Genomic DNA, 12023 nt, shown 5'->3' on the forward strand with positions numbered 1-12023 from the left:
TCCCATTGTGTATTGATCTGGTTGAATCTGGTATGATTGATTTGAAATCCCTGATTTCTCAGAAATTTATGTTGGAGGATGCAGTAGAAGGACTGACACAGTTTGTCCAGAACCCCGCAGAAGCATGTAAGGCTGTGATGGTAACCGATCCGGACCTTTTGTAAAGCGTTCGGAGCATGGACATCGTGTAAATATTCGAGTCGCCGCGAGTACAAGTAGCGGCTCGTTCATTTTATATTAACAGGAGGATCCATGCCATGAGTACCACAATCAAAGATGTAGCGCGGGAGGCAGGCGTTTGCATCGCCACGGTTTCCCGTGCTTTTAATGAACCGGATTGCGTTTCGCAAGAGACGCTTAAGAGGGTCCATTCTGCTGCCAAACGGCTGAATTATTTACCCAATGCCCTGGCAAAGGGACTGATCACGCATTCTACCCAAACGATTGGTGTGCTGGTTCCAGATATTGATAATTTGTTTTATCCATGTGTTGTCAAGGGAATTGATGCTGCATGTTTTAAGAACAATCATTTGAGTATCCTGGCCAATACCTATGACAGTGTTGAAAGGGAACAGTATTATATTCGTTCATTAGGGGAACAGCGTATAGATGGATATATATTTGTAGGAACTCGCTCTACGGATCTGAAGGACAGTGAGCATATCATTAAACTGGCCAAACACAAGCCGGTTGTAATGGTTTATAGTGACCTTTCGGCCTATGGTGTTTGTTCCATTGTGACAGATGATGTTGCTGTGGTTAGTCGTGTTACAAAATCTCTGTTTGAACAGGGACATCAGCGTGTGGCTTTGTTTTCATCTGATGTGCCGCATATGACCTATCTGGATAAGCAGCATGGGTACGAGCAGGCACTGGAAGAAATAAGACGATCTGATGATGCTGTCATTTACAGGGGTCAGCCGTATATTACGGGCGGATATCAATGTATGGAACGAATGCTTCAGGAATTTTCGCCCGAGACCATGCCTACAGCAGTGATGGTCATCAGTGATCAGATGGCACTGGGTGCTTGGCGATGTTGCGAAGACCATGGAATTCGTATTCCAGATGAAATCAAGATTGTTGGATACAGTGGTACAACGTTGATGCGTAAACTGCTGCCTTCCCTGCAAACGGTGGATCAAATGCCTGATAAGCTGGGACATCTGGCAGTGAACATGATTATATCCATGAAAAATGGTGAATATCCGAACATGAAGCAAATAATTTTTGATCCGGTTCTTGGTTAAAAAGGATGGAAAAATATGAATCAATATATTCTTGCCCATGATCTGGGCACGTCCGGTGACAAAGCAACTTTATTTACTATTGAGGGGAACTTGGAAAAAAGTGTGATTGCCAGCTATCCGACCCGGTATCAGGCTGAAAATCACGTAGAACAGGAACCGGAGGATTGGTACAAAGCAGTTTGCCATTCTACACGGGAGCTTTTGGATGGCATTGATCCAGGGGCAGTGGTCGGTGTCAGCTTCAGCGGGCATATGATGGGAGCTGTCCTTTTGGGAGAGGATGGGCAGGTTCTGCGCCCGGCATTGATTTGAGCGGATCAGCGTGCTGTGGAGCAGCGGGATGCGATTTCTGCACAGATTGGCGACGAAGAATTTTACCGGATTACCGGAACGAGGAATAATCCGACGACAGGTCTTGCCAAGCTGCTCTGGGTTTGCGAAAATGAGCATTTACGGCCGGCAAAATTAATAAACTGCAAGGATTATATTGCATATCGGCTTACTGGAGAGATTGGTACGGATTATTCAGACGCTTCAGGTACAGGAGCTTTTGATCTGAATCAATTTGACTGGTCGGATGAAATCCTCGAAACAATGGGAATTTCCAGGGACGTTATGCCGGAACTTCAGGCTTCCGTAGATTTAGTTGGCACTGTTACAGCTGAAGCAGCCAGAGCTAGCGGTCTGTTGGCTGGAACCCCGGTATTTCGCGGCTGTGGTGACGGTACAGCAGCCACAGTAGGTGCCGGTGTAACACGTAAGGGAGAATGCTATTGCTGCCTGGGTTCGTCTGCCTGGGTTGCTTGTGCAGATGATGCTCCCTTATTGGACAAAGAAATGCGTACATTTAACCTGGCTGGTATTCAAAAAGGCAGTGTTTTCCCAATTGGAACCATGCAGGCAGCTGGGGTTTCCTATAACTGGATGAGGGATGAACTTTGCCAGCGGGAACAGTTGGAGGCCGAACGAGATGGAAAAAATATCTATGATTGTATTAATAGCCAGATTGCCCAGGTTCCGTTTGGAGCAAATGGTGTGATTTATCTTCCTTATCTTTTAGGCGAGCGGAGTCCATGGTGGGATGATCGTGCAAAGGGAGCATTCTTAGGTCTTCGGAAATCAACAACACATGCAGATATGCTGCGTGCGGTTATGGAAGGCATCAGTTATAATTTGGCACTGAATCTTGATGTTTTACGCCAACGGCATCAGTTTCGTGAGATTCGTGTCATGGGTGGTTGTGCTAAAGAGATTGTTTGGAGACAGATTTTGGCAGATATGTTTGGACTTCCGGTTCAGAAGCTTAATCATTTGGATGAAGCATGCTCCATGGGAGCGGCTGTTGTTGCAGGCATTGGTGTCGGCATATTTGCAGACAGTGGTGCAGTTGCAAAATTTGTTCAGACCGACGGCGTTTCTGTACCACAGCCAGATGCATCAGAATTTTATAAAAACCAAATTGGGTCCTTTGCTGAAAGTTACCGTCGTTTACAGGGCTTATTTTGAGCAAATGATACTCCATTGGACTGAGAAGCAGGAGGAGACAACGGAGTAGATGATGGTGAAAAGATAATCGCTAAGTGTCCTGAGTAGCAAGCGCAAGCATATCGAGTGTTCTGAACCAACTTAAGAGTTGGATTAGAACACTCGATATTTTTTACTCTATAGGAAATACCGTGTTACATTAAAGTGCGAAAGTCATAATTTCTATAGAGCAAAAAGTCCCTCCGGGGGATCGCACTGCGGCGGAATGGAATCATGTCGCTTATGCGACCCGCCGCAGGCGGATGCTTAAGGATCTGTCTGGGACTGGAGCTTAAGAGAAGGCCCGCTCAAATTTGCGGATGTTCTGGAGCTTTCCGATGACCACGATGATATCCTCCTTCAGGAACTCGTAGTCCGGGGCAAACTCGATGATGGTATCCTGCTGATGCTCGATGGCGATGATATTCAGACTATATTTTTTACGGATATTGATTTCCCGGATGGTTTTGCCCACAAGGGAGTCGCTGACCGGAACCTGTTGGATCTCGATGTCGTTGTCCAGGAAGATGAAGTCCAGAAAGTTGCCGGAGATGAGGCGCTTGCCCAGGCGGGTGGCCATGTCGCGTTCCGGATAGACCACTTCGGCGCCGATTTTCTCCAGGACGGCGCCCTGGTCCTGGCTGGTGGCTTTGGAGATGACGCGGGGGACACCGAGGGAGACCACGTTCAGGGTGGTCAGGATGCTGGTGTCGATTTTACTGCCGATGCAGACCACGACAGTATCGCAGTTCTGGATGCCGACCTCGGAGAGGGCCTCTTTGGAGAGGTTGTCGCATACAAAGGCGTATTCGGTGTACTGCCGCATGGCCTTGACCTTTTCTTCATTCTGATCGACGACGATGACTTCCTTTCCGGCTTCCGCCAGGGTGATGGCCAGTGCGGTGCCGAAGCGGCCCAGGCCGATGATTCCGAAGATGGAGCTGTCTTTTTTCTTTTTCATATTCATGATAATGATCTCCCTTTATATAAGTAAGGTTATTTTTAAAAGTTTTGTAAGTATTTCATAGCTGATTCCTTATGGTGCAAATTACCTGGGTTTTACAGAATCGTGATCGTGTAGAACCTGTTATGTCAACCAATGGTAATGGATTCCTCCGTGTACCGGACGTTCTGCTCCGGCCGTTCAATCCACATGGTGATAATCGTAAATGCGCCCAGTCTTCCGATAAACATCAGGAAAATCAGGATCAGCTTACTGGCTGCATGCAGATCGGCCGTGATTCCCGTGGACAGTCCGACGGTGCCGAAGGCGGAGACAACCTCAAAAAGCAGCTGTCTCATTTCAAAGGAAGGTTCCAGGAGACAGAGCAGAAAGGTTCCGATGAGAACGGCACAGAGGGACAGCTGGGTAATCAGAAAGGCCCGGGAGGTATTCTCTGGTGAAATGCTCCGGTGAAAGGCTCCCATGTGCCGTTTGTTCAGGGCGCTCCGCATGGTCTGCATCAGAATAAAGAAGGTGCTGGTCTTGATACCGCCTCCGGTGGAACCGGGGGACGCGCCGATAAACATCAGCAGAATCATCACAAAGAGTCCCGCGTTGGAAAAATCATTTAAAGGGTAGGTGGCAAAGCCGGCAGTCCGGGCGGTGACGCTATTGAAAAACGCGCCAATCCAGGGCATATGCTCCGTAAAACGAAAGACCAGGGTGCCGGCAGTCAGAAGCGTCAGTGTGGTGCTTATAACCACCTTAGAGTGGAGGGTCAGCTTCCGGAAGGAACGGTTTTTCAGGACGTCCAGAATCACCAGGAAGCCCAGGCCGCCGAAGATAATCAGGCCGCCGGTAACCAGGTTCAGCAGGATGTCGTTCTGATAAGGAATGAGGCTCTGGCCACCGCCTAAAATGTCGAAGCCGGCATTATTAAAGGAAGAAACGGAATGAAAGATACTGATTCCGAGCGCCTTCAGGGGCGGATAGTCCCGGACAAAGACCGGAAAGCTCAGGAGCGCGCCTACTGTTTCGAAAATTAAGGTGGTAAGCAAGATAGCCTTTAACAGTCGGACGATGCCCCTGAAGTTGTCCACATTGAGGGCTTCCTTCAAAAGAAGCCGGCTCTTAAAGCCTACCCGCCGTTTGGTAGCCAGCATAAGGCCTGCGCCCATGGAGGTGAAGCCCAGACCGCCGGTCTGGATAAGCAGCGCCAGAATCACCCGGCCGAAGACCGTATAGGTGTCTCCGGGGTCTACGGTCACCAGGCCTGTGACACAGGTGGCGCTGGTGGCGGTAAAAAGCGCGTCCAGAAAGCTGGTATGGACGCCGGGGCGTAAGGATACCGGCAGCATGAGAAAACAGGCTCCGGTCAGGATAATCAGGAAAAAGCCCGCGACAATCAGTCTTGCGGGCGGCTGGTTTTTAATAAAGCGTAAAATATGTTTCATAGGATCTCCCTTGTTTTTTTAACGACATGCCTCTATTATACGAGGAAAAGGTGGAAGGAACAAGAGATTCGGGAAAATTTAAGAAAAAATCAAACTCTATTTTCAACGCCAACGGTCAACAGAGTTGACATACTAACGTAGTAACGTATAAAATAAGGTTGTAAAATTTTATAGAAACGATCCATTATAAAATGCAGGTGATATCATGAAAATAACCTATATCAACCACAGTGGCTTTTTGGTTGAATCCGGCGACTGTTACTATATTTTCGACTATTACAGGGGTGAATTGCCCTCTCTCGACAGAAAAAAAGAGGTGATTGTCTTTTGCAGTCACTTCCATGAGGATCATTTTAATCCCAAAATCTTCGAAATGCTTGACCATATGGGGATGATGTATCAGGCAATTTTGGCGAAAGATATACGCAACAGGAACCACCTGTCGAATATAAAAATTACATACGCCTATCACGATCAAACCTATGAACTGGACCATGGTACCCGGGTCGATACGTTACTTTCTAACGATAGCGGCGTCGCATTTATCGTTCAAACGAAAGAGGGCACGATTTACCATGCCGGCGACTTAAACGACTGGTATTGGGAAGGAGAGCCGGAAGCGGATAACCGGCGGCTCACTTCGGCGTATCGTGCGGAAATCCGGAAAATTAAGGGCCTGCACTTTGACGCTGCATTCGTTCCCCTTGATCCGAGGCAGGAAGCCCACTATGCCGATGGAATTCTGTATTTTCTGGAAAATGTAGATTGCAATGCTGTTTTTCCCATGCATTATTGGGAGGACGCCAGCGTAATAAAGCGGTTTATCACGGAATATCCGCAATACAAATCACGTATAAAAAACACAGAATGCGCAAAAGGAGAAGTGCTATGAAATTTAAGATGATTCATGAAAACTATAATGTATCCGATCTGGACCGTTCTATAAAATTCTACAACGAAGCTCTCGATCTGCACGAAGTGAGACGAAAGACAGCCAATGATTTTATCATTGTATATCTGAGTAATGAGGTAAGTGATTTTGAGCTGGAGCTTACCTGGCTGAAAGAGCATCCGCAGCCCTATAATCTGGGCGAATGTGAATTTCACCTGGCATTCCGGGCGGACGATTATGAAGCGGCGCATAAAAAGCACAAAGAGATGGGCTGCATTTGCTTTGAAAATGAAGAAATGGGGATCTATTTTATCGAAGATCCGGATGGCTACTGGCTTGAAATTTTGCCGTAAAGCTGTCTGTTATGAAAACGCTGCAATTTTTTTGGAGGAAATGGCACTTGCACCGCCTACAAAACCATGTTATGATTTAGCAGTGAATAGTAGTGAAACAAATGTTAGCAAAGGCTAACCTTTGAAAACAGGAGGACAGTCAAATGTCAATTTTGGTAACAGGCGGTGCGGGCTTTATCGGAAGCCACACCTGTGTAGAGTTATTGAATGCGGGCTATGAGGTAGTAGTTGTAGATAATCTGTATAATGCAAGTGAAAAAGCGCTGGAGCGCGTGGAGCAGATTACAGGAAAGAAGGTTACGTTCTATGAGGCGGATATTCTGGATCGTGACGCCCTGAACGCCATCTTTGATAAGGAGCAGATTGAATCCGTTATTCATTTTGCAGGCTACAAGGCCGTGGGTGAGTCGGTACGCAAGCCCATCGAGTATTACTATAATAATATTACCGGAACTCTGATTCTCTGTGACGTGATGAGAAAGCACAACGTAAAGAACATTGTGTTCAGTTCCTCTGCTACCGTATACGGTGATCCGGCATTTATCCCGATTACCGAGGAATGCCCCAAGGGTAAGATTACCAACCCCTATGGACAGACCAAGGGCATGCTGGAGCAGGTGCTGACTGATATCTTTGTATCCGATCCGGAGTGGAGAGTGGTACTGCTTCGTTACTTCAATCCCATCGGCGCCCACAAGAGCGGCCTCATCGGCGAGGATCCGAAGGGCATTCCGAACAACCTGGTTCCCTATGTGGCGCAGGTAGCCATCGGCAAGCTGAAATGCCTGGGCGTCTTCGGAAATGACTATGATACCCACGACGGAACCGGCGTGCGTGATTACATTCACGTGGTAGATCTGGCAAAGGGACATGTGGCAGCGATTCAAAAGGTAGAGAAGACCGAGCCCGGCGTACTGATTTACAATCTGGGTACCGGAAAGGGCTACAGCGTTCTGGATGTGGTCCATGCCTTTGAGAAGGCCTGCGGCAAGGAGATTCCCTATGAGATCAAGCCGCGCCGTGCAGGCGATATTGCCACCTGTTATGCAGATCCCACCAAGGCAAAGAAGGAGCTGGGCTGGGTAGCAGAGTATGGCATTGAAGAAATGTGTGAGGATTCCTGGAGATGGCAGACCATGAACCCGAACGGTTATGCAGACTAAGATAAGAGTTGGAATATAGAACTGCTTCGGGATACTGCTGCTGAATAGCGGCAGTATCCCCTTTTTGTGGAATAGAAACTATTTTTATATAGAAACTATTTTTATATCGTATGAAAAATTAATTACAGGGGAGAAAACATGAGAAAAGGATTTGACAATGAAAAATATCTGGCTATGCAGTCGGAGCATATCCGGGAGCGCATCGCCCAGTTTGACAATAAGCTGTATCTGGAATTCGGCGGAAAGCTCTACGACGATTATCACGCGTCCCGCGTTCTGCCGGGCTTTGAGCCGGACAGCAAGCTGCGGATGCTGATGCAGCTGGCCGATCAGGTAGAGATCGTCATCGTAATCAGCGCGGAGGATATCGAAAAGAATAAGGTGCGCGGCGATCTGGGAATCACCTACGATTCCGATTTGCTCCGCCTGAAGGCTATCTTCGAGTCCAAGAACCTCTATGTGGGCAGCGTCTGCATTACCCATTTCGCAGGCCAGTACAGCGCGCAGATGTTCCAGAGCCGTCTGGAGAAAATGGGCGTAAAGGTATACCGCCATTACCTGATTCCGGGATACCCGAATAATATTCCCTTTATCGTAAGTGACGAGGGCTACGGCCACAACGAATACATCGAGACTACCAAGCCGCTGGTGGTTGTCACTGCGCCGGGACCGGGAAGCGGAAAGATGGCTACCTGTCTGTCCCAGCTCTATCATGAGCATAAGCGCGGCGTCCGTGCGGGTTATGCCAAGTATGAGACCTTCCCCATCTGGAATCTGCCCCTCGGCCATCCGGTAAATCTGGCTTACGAGGCGGCTACCGCGGATCTGAACGACGTCAATATGATTGACCCCTATCATCTGGAGGCGTATGGAAAAACTACGGTAAATTATAACCGGGACGTGGAGATCTTCCCGGTGCTGCGCGCCATGTTTATGGAGATTTACGGGGAATGCCCCTACAAGTCCCCCACAGATATGGGCGTCAATATGGCCGGCAACTGTATCATAGACGACGAGGCCTGCCGGGAGGCATCCGGACAGGAGATTATCCGCCGCTACTATCAGACGCTGGTCAATATCGCCCGGGGCAAATCCAAAGAGGAAGAGGCTTACAAAATCGAGCTGCTGATGAATAATGCGGGCGTATGCACGAAGGATCGTAAAGTAGTACCGGCAGCCCTGGCCCGCGCCGAGGAAACCGGACACACAGCCGCAGCCATCGAGCTGCCGGACGGCACCCTGCTTACAGGCAAGACCAGCGATCTGATGGGAGCCTGCTCCGCCCTGCTTATTAAGGCGTTGAAGCATCTGGCAGGCATTGACGAGGAGGTACTTCTGATTACTCCCAATGTCATTAAGCCGATCCAGAAGCTGAAGGTAGAGTATCTGGGCAGCCGCAATCCGCGTCTTCACATGGAAGAGGTTCTGATTGCCCTGTCCTCCAGCACAGAGAGCAACCCGCTGGCAGATCTGGCTCTCCGCCAGCTTCCGAATCTCCGGGGCAGCCAGGTGCATACCTCCCGGATGCTGAACGCGGCAGATGAAAAGACTTTCCAGAAACTGGGAATCATGCTGACCTCTGAGGCGAAATAGATACAGAGAATGGGATTAGTGCCCGGAACTGACGCACTTCTGCAGGAATAACAGGAGTGTGTCGGTTCCGGGCCTTGTTTTATTTAGAAATTATTTAGAAATTAGATGTATTGTATATAGCTATACATGGTGTTACAATAGTAATAAAGGAGGTGATAAATGATGGCAGCTAAAACAGCAAATGTGACAGCCAGAATTCAGCCGGATATCAAAGAACAGGCAGAGGCTATCCTGGAAAAACTGGGCATTCCGGTATCTGTGTTTATTGATATGGTATACCGTCAGATCATTATGCGGGATGGGATTCCTTTTGCCTTGGAAATCCCGGAAAAATTTTCCACAAGAGATACATTATCAAAAGAAGATTTTGATACTATCATGCAGACCGGACTGACGCAGGCAAAAAGAGATGAATCTTTATCTGTGGAGGAAGCATTTCAAGAACTGAAAATGGAGAGGTAGGGTATACGGTGAGAAAGTATGAAGTAAAAATCACCAGGCAGGCTCTGACACAGATGAAGGAAATTACGTATTATATTTCATGTGAGTTGTGTGCGCCAGAAGCGGCCAATATACTTGCCGATAAAATGGAAAAAGCAATGTTAACATTGTCAGAACTTCCGCAAAAGTACGCATTATTAGATGAAGAGAATGATAAAGTTCAGGTGATGGCAATTATTTACAATAAAAGAGATCAGATAAAACAGCTTCAAAATTTGGATAGATTAGAGTAAAAAATAAGCTGTGAAACCGGGACTGTCCGCTGAGACAGTCCCGGTTTTTGCTGATGCGCACTCGGCGCAGTGGTAGATGGTTGCCAAGGCAACCGCGCCTCGGCGCGAGAATCCTGCGTTGCAGGATTCTATTTTCACGCTTATAGAAAGCTTAGTTCTGATGTTCATTCCGGTATTCCAGCGCCGCTGCCACAAAGCCCCGGAACAACGGATGGGGCCGGTTCGGCCTGGATTTTAATTCCGGATGGGCCTGCGTCGCCAGGAAGAACGGGTGATCTTTCAGCTCGATCATTTCCACAATCCTTCCATCCGGCGAAATACCGGAAAGCGTCATCCCAGACTGACGCAGCACCTCACGGTAATCATTGTTGACCTCATACCGATGGCGATGACGCTCATGAATGGTCTCCTCGCCGTACAGCTCGTAAGCCTTTGTATCCTTATCCAGAATACACGGATAAGAACCAAGCCGCAGGGTACCGCCGATATCCTCGATTCCATCCTGATCCGGCATCAGATGAATCATCGGATGCGTGGTATTCGGATCCAGCTCCACACTGTGGGCGTCCTCATATCCGATGACATGGCGGGCAAACTCCACAATGGCCATCTGCATACCCAGGCACAGCCCCAGGAAAGGAATATTATTTTCACGGGCATAGCGGATGGCGCTGATCTTACCCTCGATACCGCGATCGCCGAAGCCGCCCGGCACCAGAATACCGTCCACATCGGACAGATACTCCGCCGCATTGGCGTCGTTGACCAGCTCGGAATCCACCCATTTCAGATCTACCACAGAGTGGCTGGCGATACCGCCGTGCTTCAGGGCCTCCACCACACTGATGTAAGCGTCATGCAGCTGGATATATTTTCCAACGATGGCAATATGAACCTCGGAAGTCGGATGGCGAAGAGCTTCCACCATAGAAGTCCAGTCCGTCAGATCCGGTTCCGGACAGGGAAGGTGCAGACATTCGCAGGCCACCTGCGCCAGATGCTCCTTCTCCATAGCCAGCGGAGCCTCGTAGAGATACTCCACATCCAGGTTCTGAAGCACATGGGAGCTGGGCACATTACAGAACAGGGCAATCTTGTCCTTCAGATGGTTGTCCAGCGGATGCTCGCTCCGGCAGACGATAATATCCGGCCAGATCCCCATACCCTGCAGATCCTTCACAGAAGCCTGGGTCGGCTTGGTCTTCAGCTCGCCGGACGCCTTAATATAAGGAATCAGGGTCACATGAATCAGAATCGCGTTCTCATGGCCCACATCGTGCTGGAACTGACGGATCGCCTCCAGAAACGGCTGACTCTCAATATCGCCGACGGTGCCGCCCACCTCAATGATGGCAATATGGGTCTCATCCTCATTGAAATTGCGGTAAAAACGGCTCTTAATTTCGTTTGTAATATGGGGGATAACCTGCACCGTGCCTCCGCCGTAATCGCCGCGGCGCTCCTTGTGCAGAACAGACCAGTAGATTTTACCGGTAGTAACGTTGGAATTTTTCGTCAGAGATTCATCGATAAAGCGCTCATAGTGACCGAGATCCAGGTCGGTCTCAGCGCCGTCGTCCGTCACGAACACCTCGCCGTGCTGAACGGGATTCATCGTACCGGGGTCGATATTGATATAGGGGTCAAACTTCTGCATGGTCACCTTGTAGCCCCGGGCTTTCAGAAGACGGCCCAGAGAAGCGGCAGTAATACCCTTACCGAGACCAGAGACCACTCCGCCGGTGACAAAGACGTATTTAACAGGCATGTGCGATACCTCCTTCAAAAGATATTTAATAGCGGGATAACAGGTAATAAAGAAAGAATCCTGTTCCATAAAAATAACTGAATCATTATACTACTGCGATGGGGAAAAATCCAGATGAAATACGCCGAAAAAATTAGGGAAATGAGGAACAAAATAAAGAAAAAATTGTGGCTGGATCGGACAGTTCAGCCCGCGCCATTCGCAAAAACGCTCCTTTGGAGCTCTCCGCTGCTGTCGCAGCTCATTTTTGCTCATATCGTGGCGCTCCCTCCATGGTTCCATACATGCGGATTTTCATGCGAGCATGAAATCCGCATGCACGGAACCATGGGCTGAACTTGTTTACAGA

11 protein-coding genes and 1 pseudogene are annotated in these 12023 nt (G+C 48.7%); 9 read left to right on the plus strand and 3 right to left on the minus strand.

What is annotated here, in order from left to right:
• Positions 1 to 257: 257 nt before the first annotated feature.
• The 3 genes and pseudogenes from OCV63_RS12795 to OCV63_RS12805 all read left to right on the plus strand — a co-directional run bounded on the left by OCV63_RS12795 (position 258) and on the right by OCV63_RS12805 (position 2756).
• Positions 258 to 1250: a LacI family DNA-binding transcriptional regulator gene (locus OCV63_RS12795; RefSeq protein WP_158364447.1), complete on the plus strand. Its 993-nt coding sequence runs from the start codon at positions 258 to 260 to the stop codon at positions 1248 to 1250.
• A gap of 15 nt (positions 1251 to 1265) precedes the next feature.
• A pseudogene (locus OCV63_RS12800) lies at positions 1266 to 1982 on the plus strand (FGGY family carbohydrate kinase); the annotation flags it as partial.
• A gap of 48 nt (positions 1983 to 2030) precedes the next feature.
• The gene (locus OCV63_RS12805) at positions 2031 to 2756 is read left to right on the plus strand and encodes an FGGY-family carbohydrate kinase (protein WP_262670868.1); all 726 of its coding nucleotides are present in this window, start codon (positions 2031 to 2033) and stop codon (positions 2754 to 2756) included.
• 310 nt (positions 2757 to 3066) lie between these two features.
• On the opposite strand, the gene OCV63_RS12810 is transcribed toward OCV63_RS12805, so the two are convergent.
• Together OCV63_RS12810 and OCV63_RS12815 are read right to left on the minus strand one after the other, a co-directional pair.
• Positions 3067 to 3735 (minus strand): potassium channel family protein, encoded by a 669-nt coding sequence (locus tag OCV63_RS12810; protein ID WP_158364536.1) that lies wholly within the window; start codon positions 3733 to 3735, stop codon positions 3067 to 3069.
• Between the two features lie 131 nt (positions 3736 to 3866).
• Positions 3867 to 5171, minus strand: a complete 1305-nt coding sequence (locus OCV63_RS12815; protein WP_158364453.1) for a TrkH family potassium uptake protein — start codon at positions 5169 to 5171, stop codon at positions 3867 to 3869.
• A gap of 205 nt (positions 5172 to 5376) precedes the next feature.
• On the opposite strand from OCV63_RS12815, the gene OCV63_RS12820 reads away from it, so the two are divergent.
• The 6 genes from OCV63_RS12820 (at position 5377) to OCV63_RS12845 (ending at position 9906) form a co-directional block, all read left to right on the plus strand.
• Positions 5377 to 6063: an MBL fold metallo-hydrolase gene (locus tag OCV63_RS12820; RefSeq protein ID WP_158364454.1), complete on the plus strand. Its 687-nt coding sequence runs from the start codon at positions 5377 to 5379 to the stop codon at positions 6061 to 6063.
• The gene (locus tag OCV63_RS12825) at positions 6060 to 6416 is read left to right on the plus strand and encodes a VOC family protein (protein WP_158364456.1); all 357 of its coding nucleotides are present in this window, start codon (positions 6060 to 6062) and stop codon (positions 6414 to 6416) included. Before OCV63_RS12820 ends, OCV63_RS12825 begins: the two co-directional genes overlap by 4 nt.
• Before the next feature lie 143 nt (positions 6417 to 6559).
• Positions 6560 to 7579 carry a UDP-glucose 4-epimerase GalE gene (gene galE / locus OCV63_RS12830; protein ID WP_158364458.1) on the plus strand — a complete coding sequence of 340 codons (1020 nt, stop codon included), beginning with the start codon at positions 6560 to 6562 and terminating at the stop codon, positions 7577 to 7579.
• Between the two features lie 138 nt (positions 7580 to 7717).
• Positions 7718 to 9172 (plus strand): DUF1846 domain-containing protein, encoded by a 1455-nt coding sequence (locus OCV63_RS12835; RefSeq protein WP_158364460.1) that lies wholly within the window; start codon positions 7718 to 7720, stop codon positions 9170 to 9172.
• Positions 9173 to 9331: 159 nt separating this feature from the next.
• Positions 9332 to 9634 (plus strand): type II toxin-antitoxin system RelB/DinJ family antitoxin, encoded by a 303-nt coding sequence (locus OCV63_RS12840; protein WP_158364462.1) that lies wholly within the window; start codon positions 9332 to 9334, stop codon positions 9632 to 9634.
• A gap of 8 nt (positions 9635 to 9642) precedes the next feature.
• Positions 9643 to 9906 carry a type II toxin-antitoxin system RelE/ParE family toxin gene (locus OCV63_RS12845; protein ID WP_158364464.1) on the plus strand — a complete coding sequence of 88 codons (264 nt, stop codon included), beginning with the start codon at positions 9643 to 9645 and terminating at the stop codon, positions 9904 to 9906.
• A gap of 151 nt (positions 9907 to 10057) precedes the next feature.
• Here OCV63_RS12845 and OCV63_RS12850 read toward each other — a convergent pair whose 3' ends face one another.
• Positions 10058 to 11674 (minus strand): CTP synthase, encoded by a 1617-nt coding sequence (locus OCV63_RS12850; RefSeq protein WP_158364466.1) that lies wholly within the window; start codon positions 11672 to 11674, stop codon positions 10058 to 10060.
• Positions 11675 to 12023: the final 349 nt, after the last annotated feature.

Origin of the sequence: Laedolimicola ammoniilytica (assembly GCF_025567165.1) — a bacterium.
GTDB classification, from domain to species: Bacteria; Bacillota; Clostridia; order Lachnospirales; family Lachnospiraceae; genus Laedolimicola; species Laedolimicola ammoniilytica.